Origin of the sequence: Roseateles sp. PN1 (genome assembly GCF_038419725.1) — a bacterium.
Classification (GTDB): Bacteria; Pseudomonadota; Gammaproteobacteria; order Burkholderiales; family Burkholderiaceae_C; genus Paucibacter_A.
Genome location: NZ_JBCARA010000010.1, coordinates 135,615 through 153,773, shown reverse-complemented (window position 1 = coordinate 153,773; position 18,159 = coordinate 135,615). Strand labels below are relative to the sequence as shown.

Annotated in this window: 19 protein-coding genes; 18 read left to right on the top strand and 1 reads right to left on the bottom strand. The window is 63.9% G+C overall.

All coding sequences use genetic code 11. The annotated features are described in order from the left end of the window. Positions 1–393: 393 nt before the first annotated feature. The 15 genes from AABB87_RS16235 (at position 394) to AABB87_RS16165 (ending at position 13,959) form a co-directional block, all read left to right on the top strand. Positions 394–1,149 carry an SDR family NAD(P)-dependent oxidoreductase gene (locus tag AABB87_RS16235; protein ID WP_341972231.1) on the top strand — a complete coding sequence of 252 codons (756 nt, stop codon included), beginning with the start codon at positions 394–396 and terminating at the stop codon, positions 1,147–1,149. Positions 1,150–1,160: 11 nt separating this feature from the next. After that, complete coding sequence (locus tag AABB87_RS16230; protein ID WP_341972230.1) at positions 1,161–1,937, top strand: SDR family NAD(P)-dependent oxidoreductase; 777 nt, start codon at positions 1,161–1,163, stop codon at positions 1,935–1,937. Between the two features lie 11 nt (positions 1,938–1,948). Beyond that, entirely contained in the window at positions 1,949–2,581 is a 633-nt protein-coding gene (locus AABB87_RS16225; protein ID WP_341972229.1) for a nuclear transport factor 2 family protein, read from the top strand. 8 nt (positions 2,582–2,589) lie between these two features. Then, a complete protein-coding gene (locus tag AABB87_RS16220) occupies positions 2,590–3,654 on the top strand; it encodes an alkene reductase (RefSeq protein WP_341972228.1) in 1,065 nt (354 codons plus the stop codon). A 148-nt stretch (positions 3,655–3,802) separates the two neighbouring features. Continuing rightward, the gene (locus AABB87_RS16215) at positions 3,803–4,717 is read left to right on the top strand and encodes a VOC family protein (protein WP_341972226.1); all 915 of its coding nucleotides are present in this window, start codon (positions 3,803–3,805) and stop codon (positions 4,715–4,717) included. Between the two features lie 7 nt (positions 4,718–4,724). After that, positions 4,725–5,603, top strand: a complete 879-nt coding sequence (locus AABB87_RS16210; RefSeq protein ID WP_341972225.1) for a CoA transferase subunit A — start codon at positions 4,725–4,727, stop codon at positions 5,601–5,603. 6 nt (positions 5,604–5,609) lie between these two features. Beyond that, the gene (locus AABB87_RS16205) at positions 5,610–6,386 is read left to right on the top strand and encodes a CoA-transferase subunit beta (protein WP_341972224.1); all 777 of its coding nucleotides are present in this window, start codon (positions 5,610–5,612) and stop codon (positions 6,384–6,386) included. Between the two features lie 16 nt (positions 6,387–6,402). Next, positions 6,403–7,317 carry an enoyl-CoA hydratase gene (locus AABB87_RS16200; protein ID WP_341972223.1) on the top strand — a complete coding sequence of 305 codons (915 nt, stop codon included), beginning with the start codon at positions 6,403–6,405 and terminating at the stop codon, positions 7,315–7,317. Continuing rightward, entirely contained in the window at positions 7,314–8,390 is a 1,077-nt protein-coding gene (locus AABB87_RS16195) for an NAD(P)H-dependent flavin oxidoreductase (protein ID WP_341972222.1), read from the top strand. Before AABB87_RS16200 ends, AABB87_RS16195 begins: the two co-directional genes overlap by 4 nt. A gap of 12 nt (positions 8,391–8,402) precedes the next feature. After that, positions 8,403–9,167, top strand: a complete 765-nt coding sequence (locus AABB87_RS16190) for an enoyl-CoA hydratase family protein (protein ID WP_295130314.1) — start codon at positions 8,403–8,405, stop codon at positions 9,165–9,167. A 13-nt stretch (positions 9,168–9,180) separates the two neighbouring features. Next, positions 9,181–10,341, top strand: a complete 1,161-nt coding sequence (locus AABB87_RS16185) for an acyl-CoA dehydrogenase family protein (RefSeq protein WP_295082080.1) — start codon at positions 9,181–9,183, stop codon at positions 10,339–10,341. A gap of 15 nt (positions 10,342–10,356) precedes the next feature. After that, positions 10,357–11,430, top strand: a complete 1,074-nt coding sequence (locus tag AABB87_RS16180; RefSeq protein WP_341972221.1) for an acyl-CoA dehydrogenase family protein — start codon at positions 10,357–10,359, stop codon at positions 11,428–11,430. 17 nt (positions 11,431–11,447) lie between these two features. After that, positions 11,448–12,614 carry an acetyl-CoA C-acetyltransferase gene (locus tag AABB87_RS16175; RefSeq protein WP_341972220.1) on the top strand — a complete coding sequence of 389 codons (1,167 nt, stop codon included), beginning with the start codon at positions 11,448–11,450 and terminating at the stop codon, positions 12,612–12,614. Further along, entirely contained in the window at positions 12,611–13,081 is a 471-nt protein-coding gene (locus AABB87_RS16170) for a nuclear transport factor 2 family protein (protein WP_341972219.1), read from the top strand. The genes AABB87_RS16175 and AABB87_RS16170 overlap by 4 nt, the downstream gene beginning before the upstream one ends. 2 nt (positions 13,082–13,083) lie before the next feature. Next, complete coding sequence (locus tag AABB87_RS16165; protein ID WP_341972218.1) at positions 13,084–13,959, top strand: SDR family oxidoreductase; 876 nt, start codon at positions 13,084–13,086, stop codon at positions 13,957–13,959. A 64-nt stretch (positions 13,960–14,023) separates the two neighbouring features. Here the strand turns inward: AABB87_RS16165 and AABB87_RS16160 are convergent, their stop codons facing one another. After that, complete coding sequence (locus AABB87_RS16160; protein WP_341972217.1) at positions 14,024–14,719, bottom strand: pentapeptide repeat-containing protein; 696 nt, start codon at positions 14,717–14,719, stop codon at positions 14,024–14,026. Positions 14,720–14,945: 226 nt separating this feature from the next. Between AABB87_RS16160 and AABB87_RS16155 the strand changes: the two genes are divergently transcribed. From AABB87_RS16155 to AABB87_RS16145, 3 genes are all read left to right on the top strand, one after another. Further along, a complete protein-coding gene (locus tag AABB87_RS16155; protein ID WP_341972216.1) occupies positions 14,946–16,073 on the top strand; it encodes an acyl-CoA dehydrogenase family protein in 1,128 nt (375 codons plus the stop codon). A 21-nt stretch (positions 16,074–16,094) separates the two neighbouring features. After that, positions 16,095–17,282 carry an acyl-CoA dehydrogenase family protein gene (locus tag AABB87_RS16150; RefSeq protein WP_341972215.1) on the top strand — a complete coding sequence of 396 codons (1,188 nt, stop codon included), beginning with the start codon at positions 16,095–16,097 and terminating at the stop codon, positions 17,280–17,282. A gap of 90 nt (positions 17,283–17,372) precedes the next feature. Further along, complete coding sequence (locus AABB87_RS16145) at positions 17,373–18,158, top strand: SDR family oxidoreductase (RefSeq protein WP_341972377.1); 786 nt, start codon at positions 17,373–17,375, stop codon at positions 18,156–18,158. The last annotated feature ends 1 nt before the right edge of the window (position 18,159 follow it).

Below are 18,159 nucleotides of genomic sequence, written 5' to 3'. Positions count from 1 at the left end.
GGCATGTCCGACCGAGTCGGCGGGTTTTTCTGCTGTCTGGCATGGTTGTCTCCTCTTCCGTGTTTCAGCCCCTCGCGTTCGCATCTCTGTGCGGACTTTGTCTTTGTGGGTGCCGGCTTCGGAAGTGGGGCTAGATTTGCACTCATGCCGGGGTGCCGCCTCGTCCAAACGGACTAGATGGCGATTTGCTCGCCTTCGGCAACCCGGCCCAAAGCCGCCGGCTGCGGCAAACATCAACTGGCTCAATCAACGCTGAAACCTCCAGTCCCTGAATTTGGGCTGCCCCTATCGCTCTAACCTTGGCTGGAACTGCCCGCCGATTTAGTCCCCTCGGACGATGGCGCGCCATAGCGCGTTCGTTAGTGTGACCGTCATGACCCCAGGCGGGATGACATGGCAAACGAGCGAGACAAGGATATGAAGCTGACAGGCAAAGTGGCGCTGGTAACTGGCGCAGGGCAGGGCATGGGCCGCGCGATTGCGCGCCGATTCGTGGCTGAGGGGGCGACCGTTGTCGCGCTGGATTTGAATCTGCAGGCGGCCCAACAGAGCTTGGACGGACTGCCCGGGCCGCACTTGGCACTGGCTCTGAATGTGGCGGACTCCGCCGCTGTCAATGCGGCCGTGGAGGAAGTGCTTGCGAAGTTTGGCCGTATTGACGTGTTGGTCAATAACGCAGGCACTGGCGGCGTCGACAGCTTCACCGAAATCAGCGACGAGTCCTGGGCGCGCGTGATCGGCGTCAACCTCAATGGTGCCTTCTATTGCGCCCGCGCGGCGGTGCGGGCCATGCAGAAGACGGGTGGCGGCGTGTTGATCAATCTCGGCAGCACGGCCGCCGTCAGCGGCGACGGCCCGGCGCACTATGTGGCCTCCAAAGCCGCGCTGATGGGCTTGACCCGCAGCATGGCCAAGGAATTGGCCAAGAGCGGCATCCGCATCAACACCCTGGTGCCGGGCCCCACCAATACGCCCATGATGCAGGGCATCCCTCAGGAGTGGGCTGACGCCATCGTGGCCGGCGTGCCCATGGGGCGCATGGGCGAGCCGGACGACATTGCCAAGGTGGCTGTGTTCTTGGCCAGCGATGACAGTGGCTTTGTCACCGGGCAAAACCTGGCCGTCAACGGCGGCAGTGCCTTCATCTGAGGAGCCACGCAATGAGCAATAAACGCATGCAAGGCAAGGTGGCCTTTGTTTCCGGTGGTGGCAGCGGCATTGGTGCTGCCACCGCCATTCGGCTGGCGCAGGAGGGTGCCACGGTGGTGATCTGCGGTCGCCGGCAGGCGCCGCTCGACGAGGTGGTGGCGCAGATCCGCGCGGCCGGTGGCCAAGCGGAGGCGGTGCTGGCCGATGTCGGTGACGAGAGCCAGTACGTTGGCGCCATCGAGGCCGCGGCGCAGCGCCATGGCCAGCTGGACGTGTTGGTCAACAATGCCATGGCCTATACCTGGGGTGCCATCGACGCCACGTCGACGGCCGATTGGCTGGCCAATTTCAAGACCACGGTGGACGGCACCTTCTGGGGCACGCGCACTGCCCTGCAGTTGATGAAGGCGGGCGGCAAAGGCGGCGCCATCGTCAACGTCTCCTCGATCTGCGGACAGTTGGGCACGTCGTGGATGGCGGGGTATTCGGCGGCGAAAGCTGCCGTCGACAATTTCTCTCGTGCGGCCGCGGCTGAAGGCGCGGCGTTTGGCGTTCGTGTCAATGTGGTGATTCCGGCGGTGGTTGAAACCCCGGCCACGGCGGGCATGTTGGCCGACGAGGCCAGCCGCAAGAACACCGAACGATTGATCCCCATGGGGCGAGTCGGTCGGCCCGAGGAACTGGCCAATGCCATCGTGTTCCTGGCCAGCGATGAAGCCAGCTACATCACCGGGGCTGCACTGCCGGTCGATGGTGGCCGCTCGGCCGTACTGGTGACGGCGCTGTGAGCGAGGCCAAGATGAATTGGCCCACCACGCTGGAAGAGCGCATCGACAGGCTGGAGTCACTGGACGCGATTCGTCAGCTGGCGGGCAAGTATTCGCTGTCGCTGGACATGCGCGATATGGACGCGCATGTGAACCTGTTCGCGCCGGACATCCGCGTTGGTCGCGACAAAGTGGGGCGCGAGCATTTCAAGGCCTGGCAGGAAAGCACCTTGCGTGATCAGTTCACCGGCACCTCGCACCATCTGGGCCAGCACATCATCGAGTTCGTCGACGCTGACCATGCCACAGGCGTCGTCTACTCCAAGAACGAACATGAGTGCGGCCCTGAGTGGGTGATTATGCAGATGCTCTATTGGGACGACTACGAGCGCATGGACGGCGTGTGGTACTTCCGGCGCCGCTTGCCTTGCTATTGGTATGCCACTGACCTGAACAAGCCGCCCATCGGCGATATGAAGATGCGCTGGCCGGGCCGTGAGCCTTACTGGGGGACCTTTCAGGAACTCTTCCCGAGCTGGAAAGAGTTCTGGGCCCAGCGCCCCGACAAGGACCAACTGCCCCAGGTGGCACCCGCCGCGCCGCTGGAGCAATTCCTCAAGACCATGCGCCGCGGCACGCCGGCGCCCAAGATGCGCGTGCGCTGAAAGCAAACATGTCCCTGAGCAAAATTTTTGAGCCCGTCCTGCTGGGCGATTTGCAGCTGGCCAATCGAATCGTGATGGCGCCGATGACGCGCAATCGCGCCGACGTTGATGGCACACCCAATGCGCTGATGGCGGAGTATTACGCGCAACGCGCCGGCGCGGGCTTGATCGTCGCCGAAGGCGCTTGGCCCAGCCCTGAAGGCCAGGCCTATTGCCGCCAACCCGGCATCGCCACGACCCGCCAGGTTGAAGCCTGGCGTCAGGTGACCGATGCGGTGCATGCCAAAGGTGGGCGCATCGTGCTTCAGCTGATGCATTCGGGCCGCATTGGTAGCCGGCACATCAAGCCGGGCGGCGTTGAAACCTTGTCCTGCTCGGCCCTGCAGGCCAGCGGAGAAATCTGGACCGACGCTGCTGGTATGCAGCCCTTTGACATGCCGCGTGCGCTCAGCACCGATGAGGTTCGCGCGGTGGTGAGCGAGCATGCGCAGGCGGCGAAGAATGCCTTGGTGGCTGGCTTCGACGGTGTTGAGTTGCACGGCACCAGCGGCTATCTGGCCATGCAGTTCCTCAGTTCGGCCACCAATCAACGAAGCGATGAATACGGTGGTGCGGCGCCAGCGCGCGCGCGCTTTGCTCTTGAGTGCCTGCAGGCGATGGCGGCTGCCATCGGTGCCGGCCGCGTGGGCCTGCGCCTGAACCCAGGCAATACCTATAACGACACGGCCGATGAAGACTCGGCGGCCACCCATGCCGAGCTGATGCGTCAGGCCTCGACCTTGGGCCTGGCCTATCTGCATGTGATGAAGGCCCCGACGGTCGAGATCGATGCCTTTGCCTTGGCTCGCACGCATTTCAAAGGGCCGCTGATTCTCAACGACGGCTTCGATGGCGACAGCGCCGAGGCGGCGGTGCGAGCCGGGCAGGGCGAGGCCGTGTCCTTCGCGCGGCACTTCATTGCCAACCCGGATTTGCCGGCACGGCTGGCGCGTGAGCAGGCGCTGGCACGCTTTGATCGCAAGACCCTGTACTCGGCCGGCCCGGCCGGCTACACCGACTATCCGCAGGCCTGAGGGCCTTTTTGCGGTCGCATCGGCGGCTATGCCGCAAGCTCGTTCCGGCGCGATGACGCGTTAGTCTCAACGGACGATGTTGTGTCTGACCTGCCTCAACAGAATGCGTCTTATGGGGTTTCTCTGTGAAGCCCGTTGGGGACAAGCAATGATGGACATTCGCGGACTGGCTTATGTGGTGGCTGAAACCACCGATCTGGCCAAGTGGAAGAACTACGCCGAGAACGTGCTCGGCATGATGACCGTCGCAGCACCTGATGGCGGCTTGTATGTGCGCATGGACGAGCGCCAGTTCCGATTCGCCATTCAAGCCGGCCAGCGCAATGCCTATGTGGCATCGGGCTGGGAAGTGGCGAATCAACAAGCCTTCGACGCCGCCGTTCAGACCTTGCGTGATGCCAAGGTTGAACACACGCTTGAAGACGCCGCCCTCTGCGCGCTTCGCCGCGCTCAGCAGGTGGTCAGCTTCCAAGACCCTTCCGGCAATCGGCATGAAGTCAGCTGGGGTTTCACTTCAGACTTCGCGCACTTTGCTTCGCCCGCAGGTGTGTCCCGCTTTATCACCGGCAATATTGGCATGGGCCACACCGTGCTGCCGGCGCCGAACTTTGCGCAGACGGCCGAGTTCTTGAAGGCGGTGATGGGCTTTGAGCTCTCGGACATCTTCAACTTCAAGCCGCCTGGCACCGAAGGCCTGGTGCTGCCGATTCACTTCCTGCACTGCAATAACGCGCGTCACCACAGCCTGGCCATCGCGGGCTTCCCAGTGGAGAGTGGTTGCGTGCATGTGATGGTCGAGGTGGAGGACATGCCCGAGGTGGGTCGCGCCATGGATCGCATGGCCTCCCACAAGGTGCGCCAAAGCGCCACGCTGGGCCAACACACCAATGACCGAATGACTTCCTTTTACATGCGTACGCCGTCTGAGTTCGACATCGAGTACGGCTATGGCGGCGCGGTGGTGGATTGGCAAGAGCACATCGTCCATGAGTTCACCCGTGTGAGCCTGTGGGGCCACGATTTCAGCGTTTCACAGAGCGATCTGCTCAAGCAAGAAGGTTGACTCGGCGATGGCAAATAAGCAGATGAGCGCAGCGGCAGTCGTTGCGCAGCTCAAAGACGGCATGACCATCGGCATTGGTGGTTGGGGACCGCGGCGCAAACCCATGGCTTTGGTGCGCGAGATCCTGCGCAGCCCCCTCAAGGACCTGACCATCGTGGCCTATGGCGGCGCAGATGTCGGCATGCTGTGCGCGGCAGGCAAGGTTAAAAAGCTGGTGTTCGCCTTCGTTTCGCTGGACTTCATTCCGCTGGAGCCTTACTTCCGCGCCGCCCGTCAGTCCGGGCAGCTGGAGGTGATGGAGGTGGACGAAGGCCTGTTCATGTTGGGCCTGAAGGCCGCAGGCATGCGGGTGCCCTTCATCCCAACGCGGGTGGGTCTTGGCACCGATGTGCTCAAGCGTAACCCTGAGCTGAAGCTGACCGGCTCGCCCTATGACGGCAAAGACTGGGTTGCTATGCCGGCGCTGCGTTTGGATGCCGCTTTGCTGCATGTGGACCGCGCCGATGTGCGCGGCGTTTGCCAGATCAAGGGCCCCGATCTGTACATGGACGATCTGTTTGCGCGTGCCGCCAGACAGACCTTCGTCAGCTGCGATGAGTTGGTCGACAGCAGCTTCTTCGAGACGGGGGACGAAGCGCGCTACGCGTTCTGGGAGCGTTCCGAGACCAGCGGCGTCGTGCATCTGCCCTTTGGCGCACATCCCAGCTCTTGTGCGCCCTTGTACGGCTTTGACCTCAAGCACTTCAAGGAGTACGTGGCCAGTGCCAAGGAAGAGGGCGGTTGGCAGAGCTACGCAGACCGCTATGTGAATTGCTCGGAGGCCGAGTACATCGATCGCGTCGGCGGTGCCGAGGCGATCAAAAAACTGCCGCTGCCGGTGTTCTGAGGGCTGATGACGATGAGTGCTGAATTCTCTTTGGTTGACCGCATCATTTGTGCGGCAGCCCAGTCCTGGAAGGACGACGGCGAAGTGCTGGCTACCGGCATTGGCATCGTGCCTCGCCTAGCGGCTTCGCTGTGCATGCTGTCGATCAATCGCGATTTGATGATGACCGACTCCGAGGCCTGGTTGGTCAGCGAGCCGGTGCCGGTAGGCCCGCGCAATGGCTACCAGCCCAAGCGTGAGACCTGGATGGGCTTTTCGCGCATCTTCGACAACGTCTGGGGCGGCAAGCGCCATGCCATGGTTGGACCGACGCAAGTGGACCGCTTTGGTCAGGCCAATATCTCCATGGTGGGCAGCGACTACGCCCGCCCCAAGTCGATGATGCTGGGCGTGCGTGGCTTCCCCGGCAACTCGATCAACCACGCCAACAGCTTTTTCGTGCCCAACCACAGCCCCAAGGTGTTTGTGGCGGGTGAGGTCGATATGGTGGCCTCGGTGGGCTATAACCCCGCGCGCTTGGAGCGCGGCTGGAGTCTTGAAGAGACCACCGATATTCGCTTCATCTTCACCAATCTGTGCGTGATGGATTTCGGTGGCCCCGAGCATCAGGTGCGCTTGGTGTCGCTGCATCCGGGCGTCACGGTCGAGCAGGTCCAGGCCGCCACCGGCTTTGCGCTGCACATCCCCGCCGATGTGCCGCTGACGGCCGATCCCTCGCCTGCGCAACTGGCCTTGCTGAACCAGCTCGACCCCAGCCATCTGCGCGCCAGCGCACTGGGCTGATCGCCAAGGAGCCGACATGAGCAGCAGCACCGACCCGGGCGACGCTTTCGTCCAGCGTGAGGACAAAGCCGTCTACGAGACCGATGCACCGGTGCTCTATGAGGTCAGCGAGGGCATCGCCACGCTGACCATGAACCGGCCCACGTTCAACAACGCGCAGAACTCGCAGATGACTTATGCGCTGGACGCGGGCTTTCGCCGCGCCGTGGACGATGACAGCGTCAAGGTCATCGTCTTGCGCGGTGCCGGCAAGCACTTCAGCGCCGGGCACGATATCGGCACGCCGGGGCGCGACATCAACAAGCCCTTCGAGCGCGAGAGCCTGTGGTGGGACCATACCAACAAGCCGGGCGCCGAGCAGCTCTTCGTGCGTGAACAAGAGGTCTATCTGAGCATGTGCCGGCGCTGGCACGATGCGCCCAAGCCCACCATCGCCATGGTGCAGGGCGCCTGCGTTGCCGGTGGCTTGATGTTGGCCTGGGTGTGCGATCTGATCGTTGCCAGTGACGACGCCTTCTTCCAGGACCCCGTGGTGCGCATGGGCATCCCGGGCGTCGAGTACTTCGCGCATGCGCATGAACTCAACCCCCGCGTGGCCAAGGAATTTCTGTTCCTGGGCGAGCGCATGACGGCCGAGCGCGCCTACCAGATGGGCATGGTCAACAAGGTCGTTGTGCGTGACGCGCTAGAAACAGCTTGCTACGACTGGGCGCGCAAGATCGCCCAGCAGCCACGCCTTGGCTTGGCCCTGACCAAGACCGTCATCAACCGCGCCGAAGAGCTGCAAGGCTTGCGCACGACGATGGATGTGGCCTTCGGCTACCACCACTTCGCCCATGCCCACAGCCAAGTGCTGGGTGCAGGTGCTCTGGGCGGGCATGACGCCAAGTCCATGGTGCAGGCCAATAAGAAAGACGAGAGCCAGGCGTGAACTCCGAACAAGTTATCCGTACGCCCCTGTGCGATCTGCTGGGCTGCCAGTACCCAATCGTTCAAACCGCGATGGGCTGGGTCGCTGGCTCATCCCTTGTGGCTGCCACGACCAACGCAGGCGGCTTCGGCTTTCTGGCCGGGGCCACGATTGCGGCTGACCAGATCGAGGCTGAGATTCTGCGCGTCAAGGCACTGACGAATGACAAGCCTTTCGGCCTGAACTTCCATATGTTTCAGCCGAACGCGCAGCAGTTGTTGGACCTGGCGGTGAAGCACAAGCTGCGTGCGGTCAGCTATGGCCGTGGGCCCGACAAGAAGACGATTGCGCGGCTGCGCGATGCTGGCATTCATTGCATGCCCACGGTGGGGGCGCTCAAGCACGCGCAGAAAGCCATCGAGATGGGCGCCAACATCATCACCATCCAGGGTGGCGAGGGCGGCGGTCATACCGGTAGCGTGCCGACGACGGTCCTGCTGCCCCAGGTGGTGGATGCGGTGCAAGTGCCTGTGGTGGCCGCTGGCGGCTTTTACGATGGCCGCGGCCTCGTCGCCGCCCTGGCCTACGGTGCCCAGGGCATCGCCATGGGTACGCGTTTTCTGATGACGCGCGATTCCGGCGTACCGGAAGCGACGCTGCAGCGCTATCTGGCGACCAAGGACGCCGAGAAGATCCAGGTCTCCTATCTGGTGGACGGCATGCCCCAGCGCATGATCCCGAACGAATACCTGGCCATGCTGGAAAAGGCCTCGGCCTTCAAGCGCCTGCGCATCGCGCTGAACCTGGCCTTGCAGTGGAAGGCCCAAACCGGCATGACCCTGGGCCATGCCTTCGGCGTGATCTGGCAGGCGATGCGCGAAGACTCAGCCAGCGTGGCCCAGACCGTGATGGCCGCCAACGCGCCCATGCTGCTGCAGAAATCGATGGTCGACGGCAAGCCCGCCGAAGGCGTGATGTCGGCCGGCCAGGTGGCCGCGCTGATTGGTCGGCTCGATAGCTGCGATGAACTGATCGGCGCCATGGTCAAACAGGCCAGCGAGCGTCTGGCAGGCCTGCAAACCCTGGCCGCCTGAAGAAAGAAGCGAATGACAAGTACAACTCAGCAGTTTTCTTCCCTCTTGCACGATAACGGCGTGGCCGAAGTTGTCATCAACAGGCCACCCGTCAATGCGCTGAATGCGGCCGGCTGGTACGGCTTGGCGGCCGAAATCGAGGCCCTGGGTCAACGCGCCGAGGTGCGCGTGATCGTGATCCGTGCCGAAGGGCGCGGCTTCTGCGCCGGGGTCGACATCAAGGAGTTGGCCGCCAATGACAAACTCATCGTCGACGTCAATGCCGGCAACTACGCCACCTTCAAGGCGGTGCATCTGAACAAGGTGCCGGTGATTGCTGCGGTGCATGGCTTCGTGCTGGGTGGCGGCATCGGTATCTGCGGCGCGGCCGACATCGTCATCGCGGCTGAGGACGCCAGCTTTGGCCTCCCCGAGGTGGATCGCGGCGCCATGGGCGGTGCGGCGCATCTGCAGCGCATGTTCGGGGTGCAGAAGACGCGCTATCTCTTCTTCACCGGCGACATGATCGGCGCGCCCGAGGCGCTGCGCCTGGGGGCCATCGAACGCGTGGTGCCCAAGGAGCAATTGCGCGATACCGCCATGGCTGTTGCCGCCAAGATTGCCGCCAAGAGCCCGGCCATGATCCGCATCGCCAAAGAGGCGCTGACCGGCATTGAGGACGGCGATCTGGAGGCCAAGTACCGCTGGGAGCAAGGCTTCACTCTCCAGGCCTATATGAGCCCGGATTCCTCTGAAACCCGCCACGCCTTCGTCGAGAAGCGCGACGCCAAGTTCTGATCGAGGCCGCTGCATGCATCTGAGTTACACCCCTGCGCAAGAGGCCTTCCGTGCCGAAGTCCGCGACTGGCTGCGTCAACATGTCCCGCGCCAAGCCTTTGCCAGCTACGACACCCGCGAAGGCTTTGAGCAGCACCGGCAATGGGAAGCCACGCTGGCCGAGGCGGGCTGGAGCAGCGTCACCTGGCCGACCGAATTGGGCGGCCGCGGCTGCGACTTGATCGAGTGGCTGATCTTCGAAGAGGAGTATTGGGCCGCCGATGCGCCGATGCGGGTCAACCAAAACGGCATCCTGCTGCTGGGTCCGACGCTGATGGAGTTCGGCACGCCCGAACAGAAGGCCCGCTTTCTGCCCGCCACCGCACGCTGCGAGGCCATGTGGGCGCAGGGTTGGAGCGAGCCCAACGCCGGCTCGGACATGGCCGCGATCAGCAGCCGTGCCATCCTCAGCGCGGATGGAAGCCACTACGTGCTGAACGGCCAGAAGACCTGGTCCACCCGCGCCCTCTTTGCCAACTGGTTGTTCGGCCTGTTTCGCAGTGACCCGGCCTCCAGTCGCCACCATGGCCTCACCTATTTGATGGTGCCTTTGGATGCGCCCGGCATCACCATTCGGCCTATCCAGGCCCTCAACGGCAAGCAGGCCTTTGCCGAAGTGTTCTTTGACGATGTGCGGGTGAATGTGGACAACCGCCTGGGCGAGGAGGGCCAAGGCTGGAATGTCGCCATGGCCACCGCAGGGTTTGAGCGCGGCCTGCTGCTGCGCTCGCCAGCCCGCTACCAACGTACCGCGCAAAAGCTGATGCAGCTCTACCGCAAGCACCAGGCCGAAGCGGACCGCGATCCTTCCATCCGCGATGCGGTGCTGCGCGCCTGGATGGGCGCGGAGGCCTACAACCTGGCTTCGCATCATGTGGTCGGGCGCTTGCTCAAAGGCGCCCATATCGGCGCCGAGGCCAGCACCAACAAGATCTTCTGGTCAGAGCTGGATCTGGAGATGCACGAAACCGCGATGCGCATTCTGGGGCCGCGTGCCGAGCTCTGCGAGGACCCCGAAGTGGAGGAGTGGCTGGAAGGCTTTCTGTTTGCGCAAGCCGGCCCGATCTACGCGGGCAGCAACGAGATCCAGCGCAACATCATTGCCGAGCGTCTGCTCGGCCTACCCAAATCCTGAGCAGGCGAGCGAGACATGGATTTCACCTTCAACGCGGACCAGCAAGCCTTCCGCGACTCGGTCAGTCGCTTTCTGATGGTCGAGGCCGCGCCGGAGAAGCTGCGCGACATCTGGCAAACCGATGTCGGCCGCTCGCCCGAGATGCGCGCCAAGATCGCCGAGCAGGGGCTGACGGCGCTGTCGGTTCCTGAGGACTTTGGCGGTCTGGGCCTGGGCGATGTGGACTGGGCCTTGATGACGCAGGAGCTGGGCTATTTCGCCATCCCAGACTCACTCGCAGACAGCGCCTATTTGGCGACCGGCTTGCTGAACGCATTGCCCGAAGGCCATGAGCTGCGCCAGACCTGGCTGCCGCGCATGGCAGATGGGAGGGTCCGCGTTGCCGTGGGGCATGCGGTCAACCCTTGGGTGGCCGACGCCCACTTGGCCGATCTGCTCTTGTTGCCCCATGTCAGCGCGGCCGGCACGCAGTGGCATGCCTTGACCCCGGCGCAAGCCCGCATCACGGCGCTGCCCAGCATCGACTCCTCCCGGCGCTTAGCCACAGTGGAATGGACGCCGAGCGAGGCGACCCGGATTGCTGATGCCGAATCGGGTCAGGTCTTGGCCGACGAACTGCTCGACCGTGGCGCGCTGAATGTCTCGGGCCAGTTGTTGGGTCTGGCTCAGCGCATGCTGGACTTGACGGTGGACTATGCCGCCCAGCGCAAGCAGTTCGGCAAGGCCATCGGCTCTTTCCAGGCCGTCAAACATCAGCTGGCCGATGTGGTCACCAAGATCGAATTTGCCAAGCCGGTGTTCTATCGCGCGGCCTGTGCCTTGGCCAAGGGCGAGCCGAATCGCGCTGTGCGTGTTTCGCATGCCAAGCTGGCTTGCGCCGAGGCTGCTTGGCTGGCAGCGCGCAAGGGCATTCAGGTGCATGGCGCCATGGGCTACACCTGGGAGGTGGACCTGCAGATGTTCATGAAGCGGGCCTGGGTGCTGGACTCCGCCTGGGGCGACCGCACGTTTCACAAGGCCCGCCTGGCCGACGTGCTGCTTGCCGATGGCGCGCCGCTGGGGCCCGGCAATACCTTCCTCAACCTCTGATTCGAGCGAGTACCCTGATGGCTCAAGCCTATATCGTCGACGCGCTGCGCTCCCCCACTGGCAAGCGCAAAGGTTCATTGGCCGATGTGCATGGGGCCGATCTTGGCGCCCATGTCATCAAGGCCTTGGTCGAGCGCAATGACATCCCCCCGGCCGACTATGACGATGTGATCTTTGGTTGTGTGGACACCATCGGCGCCCTGGCCGGCGACATCGCCCGCACCAGTTGGCTGGCCGCCGGCATGCCGCTGAATGTGCCCGGCACCACGGTGGACCGCCAGTGCGGCAGCTCCCAGCAAGCCGTGCATTTCGCGGCCCAGGCGGTGATGAGCGGCACTCAGGATGTGGTGCTGGCCGGTGGTGTGCAAACCATGAGCGCCATCCCGATTTCTTCGGCCATGCTGGCCGGCCAGCCGCTGGGCTTCACTACCCCATTCGCCGAAAGCCTGGGTTGGCAAAAGCGCTTTGGCAATGCACCCGTCAATCAGTTCTATGCCGCACAGCGCATTGCCGACCATTGGGGGGCCAGCCGCGAGGCCATGGAAGTGTTCGCCAAAGAAAGCCATGACCGCGCTCTGCGCGCCATCGCTGAAGGCCGCTTTGACCGCGAGATCGTGCCCTTTGTGCGCGCCGACGGCAGCGTGTTCAGCATGGACGAAACGGCGCGCGCCAGCACGCTTGAAAAGATGGCGACGCTGCAGCCGGTGGACCCGGCCTATCCCGGCATCACCGCAGCGGTTTCCAGCTCCACTTGCGATGCGGCCGCCGCGGTGCTGGTGGTCTCGGAAGCCGCTCTCAAGCGCTACAAGTTGACGCCGCGCGCGCGCATCCATCACCTCAGCGTCTTTGGCGATGACCCGATTTGGCATTTGACGGCACCGATCCCGGCGACCGCCCGGGCGCTGAAGAAGGCCGGCATGAAGATCGAGGACATCGATCTGGTCGAGATCAACGAGGCCTTCGCCTCGGTGGTGATGGCCTGGCTGAAGGAAACCGGCTATCCGCATGAGCGCACCAATGTCAATGGCGGCGCGATTGCGCTGGGCCATCCGCTGGGCGCTTCCGGGGCCAAGCTGATGACCACGCTGCTGTATGAGTTGGAACGCCGAAGCGCCCGCTATGGCCTGCAAACCATGTGTGAGGGCGGCGGGCAGGCTAATGTGACCATCATCGAGCGCCTATGAGGAGCTCGGCGGGTGAGGCGGCGCTGGCAATTCCAGCTCTGCTCTACCGATATGCCGACGCGATCGACAGTGGCAGATTTGCTGAGGCCGCGGCACTGTTTGAGCACGCGAGCTTGTTGGTCGAGGGCCGGCGCATCCAAGGCGCCGCCGCCATGGAAGCCATGTGGCAGCGGTGGGTGCGCATTTATGAGGATGGCACGCCGCGCACGCGGCACCTCATCAGCAACCCCTGCATTGAACTCGACGCTGACCTGAAGGGGGCGAGTTGCCGATCGCAGTGGACGCTGCTGCAAAAGGCGGGCGCGGCACTGCCGCTGCAATTGCTGGCGACTGGCCGTCACCACGACCGATTTGCCTATATTGATGGGCATTGGCGTTTTACCGAGCGCTGCTATGCCGGCATCGACCTTGCCGGCGATTTGAGCGCGCACTTGCTGCTACCGCCTGAGGGCGGGAAAGGAAACTGACTATGCGAATTTGCGAAGCACGAACAGTCATCATCACAGGCGCCGGCGCCGGCTTGGGCCGCGCCTACGCCCTGGCCTTTGCGGCCGAGGGCGCTAACGTGGTCGTCAACGACATTCGCCTGGACGCGGCCGAAGCCGTCGCCGCCGAAGTGCGTGCAGCCGGCGGCCACGCCCTGGCCAATAGCGGCGACATCTGCAGCATTGAGGGTGCCCAGGCCATCGTCGACGCGGCCCTCGCCGCCTTTGGCGAAGTGCACGTGCTCGTCAATAACGCCGGCATCCTGCGCGACCGCATGTTTCTTTCGCTGACCGAGGATGACTGGGATGCCGTGATGCGCGTGCACCTGCGCGGCCACTTCTGCCTGGCCAATGTGCTGGGGCGGCGCTGGCGCGATGCCGCCAAGGCCGGCCAGAAGGTGGACGCCCGCATCATCAACACCAGCTCCGGCGCTGGTTTGCAGGGCTCAATCGGGCAGAGCAACTATGTCGCGGCCAAGGGCGGCATCGCTGCCTTGACCCTGGTGCAAGCCGCAGAGCTTGGGCGTTACGGCATCACCGTCAACTGCTTGGCCCCGGCGGCACGCACGGCCATGACCGAGGCAGGCATGCCCGATATGGTCAAAAAGCCGGAGAGCGGCTTTGATGTTTGGGACCCAATGAACGTGGCCGCCATTGTGGTCTGGCTGGGCAGCCCCTTGTCGGCACGCGTCAGCGGGCGCTGCTTCGAAGCCAAGGGCGGCGAGATCTCCGTTGCCGAGGGCTGGCGCACCGGCAAGATCCGCGACAAACGCGCTCGTTGGGAGCCGGCCGAGCTGAGCCAGGTGGTTGAGGAGCTGATCAGCGAAGGCATTCCCCCGCAAAAGGTCTACGGCAGCTGAAGGGCGGGCGCCAGGTGGCCCAGGGTGCGCCTTGGTGGCCGGTGGGTGGCCACCGCGCTGGCGCCTAGGCGACGTGAATGCCCAGCTCTTGGACCAGGGCGGCAGCCTGACGTGCCGAGATCGTTGCGCCTTTGAAGAGCGCGGCGTTGGCGAGTTTGAGGCCGCCTAAGTCCGCTTCCCGCAGGTCCGCGCCTTCGAAGCGCGCGAGTTTTAGATGCGCATTGCGCAGGCTGCCACCCTCGAACACCGTCTCGCGGAAGTCGCAGGCCGACAGCTCTGCTTCTGAAAAGTCCAGCGCTTGCAGTGTTTGCTTGCGGAAGGAGAAGCCGCGCAGGTCGGCGCCTATCAGCAAGGACTCCTTGAAGGTGAGGCCGAGGCTGCTGTTGTCGCCAAACTGCGCGCCGGTCAGCTTCACGCCGGTGAAGCTGGCGGAGGCCAGCTTGGCGCGGCCCCAGCGGCTATTGTTCAGATCACAGTTGAGGAACTGCGCGTCACTCAGATCAGCCAGGCCGAAGTCGGCCTGACGGGCGCGGCAATTACGCCAGCGGCTGCCAGCCAATTGGGCGCGGCTGAGGTCAACTTCGGCCATCTGGCAGTCCATGAACTCGGCGCCCCGCAGGTCCAGGCGGCTGAGATCCAGGCCTTCAAGATCGCAGCGCTGGAACCTTGGTGCCTGCTCGCCTCTTGTGTTCAATAGCGCTTCGATGGTGGCGCGGCTCGGGTTTTGGTCAAGCAGGACGCAGGATGTGATGGGGCTCATTCTTTGGGGCGATGGAAGGTGTTGTGCGTTGCGGGCCGTGCGGCTTGGGCCGACAGCATGCCATGTCGCGCCTGGCCCCGGCGCCAGTTCGCGCTGCACTGTGCCTCGCTAGTCTCATCAGACGATGAGTGTGAAGGCGCCAGTTGTGACACTGGGCAGCCCAGCAGTGCCGCCGCTTGCGGCCACTGTTGCTCGCTCCACTTTTTGCGTCGCAGCCAAGGCCATCATGAATTTTTCTTTGACAGACGACCAGCGCATGATTCGCGATGCGGCGGCCGACTTTCTGGCACAGACCCACGACAGCGCCGCCTTGCGTGCCGCGGCGGACAGCGCAGGCGGCTTTGATGTGCGCCTATGGACTCAGATCGGTGCAGAGTTGGGCTGGTGCGCCACCGCCATTCCCGAGGCCTATGGTGGCCTGGGCTTAGGGCAGGTGGAATTGGCGCTACTGCTTGAGCAAATGGGGCGGCGCCAACTCTGTTCGCCGTTTTTCTCTAGCGTGGTGCTGGCGGCCACGGCCTTGCAGTCGCTCGGCAGCGCGGCGGCGCTGAGTCAATGGCTGCCCCCAATCGCGTCTGGTGAGCTGCGTGCCACGCTGGGCTTGGCCGCACATGGCGTGGCGGTGGCCGAACCGGGTGTCAGGGCGCGTCGGGAGGGGCAGGGCTGGCGCCTCGACGGCGATCTGGCCCATGTGCCCGATGGCGTAAGCGCCGAGCTTTTACTCGTGCTGGCGCGCCTTGATGAGTCCGAATTGGCGCTGTTTGCGCTTCCTGCAGGGACGCCCGGATTGAGCTGCAGCCCATTGCAGACCTGGGACCAGACCCGCCGCCTGGCTCATGTGGGATTGAAGGATGTGCAGCTTGAAGCGGCCGCGCGTGTCGACCGAGGTGATCTCAGTCTGGCGGCGCTGCAGGACTTTGAAGCCTGCGCTGCTTTGCTACTGGCGGCCGAGCAGTTGGGCGGCGCCCAACAATGCTTGGATCTGACGCTGGCCTACACGGCCGAGCGTGCCCAGTTCGGCCAAAAGATTGCTGCATTTCAGGCCGTCAAGCACCGCTGTGCCGAAATGATGGTGGCGATCGAATCCACCCGCTCCTTGGTCTATGGGGCCGCAGCGCAGGCCGACTCGGGCGCCGAGCCCCAAGCCCAATACCTGGAAGCCGGTGCCGCCAAAGCGCTGGCCAGCGAGACCTTCTTCTTCTGCGCCCAAGAGGCCATTCAGCTGCATGGCGGTGTGGGCTTCACCTGGGAGTACGACCCCCAGCTCTATTTCAAACGCGCCCAGGCCGGTAGCCATTGGCTGGGCACTCCCGAACAGTGGCGTGAGCGCATCGCCGCCGCCTTGTTCGATTGACTCTTGCACCTAGGCACTGTCATGCGACTCGATTTCTCTCCTGAAGATGAAGCCTTCCGCCGCGAAGTTGCGGGCTGGCTGAGCGAGCATCTGCGCGGCCCATTTGAAGCTCTCAAGCATCGCGGCGGGCCCGGCGATGAGGGCGCTGACCCAGCCTTGCGCAAGGCCTGGGAGCGCGAACTGGCTCAAGGTGGCTGGACCTGTGTGGCATGGCCCACCGCTTGGGGTGGCCGAGGGCTGAGCATCGAACAGCAGCTGATCTTTCACGAGGAATACGCGCGCGCTGGTGCCCCCGGGCGCCTGGGGCATTTGGGTGAGGGCTTGCTGGGTCCTACGCTGCTGGCTTTGGGGACAGAGGCGCAGCGCGAGCGCTTTCTGCCCGGCATCCGCGCGGGCACCGAGTATTGGTGTCAGGGCTATAGCGAACCGAGCGCCGGCTCCGATCTGGCCAATGTGCAGACGCGTGCTCAGCAGGATCCGCTCAGTGGCGACTGGCTGCTGCATGGCCAGAAGGTTTGGACATCCTGGGCGCTTGAGTCGGATTGGATCTTCGTGCTGGCGCGTAGCGAGCCCGGTTCCAAGGGGCACAAGGGCTTGAGCTTTCTGCTGCTGCCGCTGGATCAGCCGGGCGTGGAGATCCGCCCGATCCGGCAGATGACGGGCGGGGCTGAATTCAACGAGGTGTTCTTTGATGGCGCGCGCGCCCAGGCGGCCGACATCATCGGCAAGCCCGGTGAAGGTTGGGCGGTAGCCATGGCCTTGCTGGCTTTTGAGCGCGGTGCCTCCACCTTGGGTCAGCAGATGCATTTCACGCAGGAACTGACCCAGGTGATTGAGCTGGCGCGCAGCAACGGTGCGGCCCGCGACCCGCATCTGCGTGGTCGCATCGCCCAGGCGTGGTCGGGCTTGCGGGTGCTGCGCTACAACGCCTTGCGCATGCTCTCGGGGGCGCAGGACGGCAGCTTGCGCCCGGAGGCCATGATCTACAAATACGGCTGGTCCAACTGGCACCGCGACCTGGGCAAGCTGGCCTTGGACGTGATGGGCGTGGCGGGTGATCTGCGTGAGCAGCCCTTGCCGGTGCAATTGCTGCAGCAGTCGGCGCTATTCGCACGCTCGGACACCATTTATGCCGGCACCAATGAGATCCAACTCAATCTGATTGCCGAGCGTGCCTTGGGCATGCCTAGGGCGAGTCGGCCGGGCTGAAGCCGCCCGAATCGTCCGCCTGGACGATGTGCGCGGGTGCGGCCACCGCGACCATGGTGGACAAAGTCAGAGAAGGATCTCCCCGTGTCGATGAAGCCCGCTCCCGAATACGTTCCCGCGCATGGTCTGCTCAAGGGCAAGTCCGTGCTGGTCACCGCCGCTGCCGGCGCCGGCATCGGCTTTGCCGTCGCCAAGCGTGCCGCCGAGGAGGGTTGCCGCGCGCTCTTCATCTCTGACGTCCATGAGCGGCGCCTCAGCGAGGCCGTGGAGGCCATCAAGCGCGAGACCGGATTGCAGCAGGTGTTCGGTCAGCTTTGTGATGTGAGTCAGCAAGCGCAGGTCGATGCCCTGATCGCTGCTGCCGAGACACAGCTCCAGGGCATTGACGTCCTGATCAATAACGCCGGCTTCGGTAGCGCCAAGCGCCTGGTCGATATGAGCGACGAGGACTGGCAGCGGGTGATGGACATCACCCTCACCGGCACCTTCCGCATGACGCGGGCGGCGCTGCAGCAGATGCAGCCGCGAGGTCGTGGCGTGATCGTCAATAACGCCTCGGTCCTGGGCTGGCGCGCGCAGGTGGAACAAGCCCATTACGCGGCGGCCAAGGCTGGCGTCATGGCGCTGACCCGTTGCGCAGCGCTGGAGGCCGCTGAATTTGGTGTGCGCATCAATGCGGTGGCCCCGTCCATCGCTATCCATGCCTTTTTGAAGAAGTCGGCTTCGGAGGAATTGCTCAGCCAGTTGTCCGCCAAAGAAGCCTTCGGCCGTGGCGCCGAACCTTGGGAAGTGGCCAATGTGATGGTCTTCCTGGCCAGCGACTATTCCAGCTATATGACGGGCGAAGTCGTATCGGTCTCCTCGCAGCAGGCCTAAA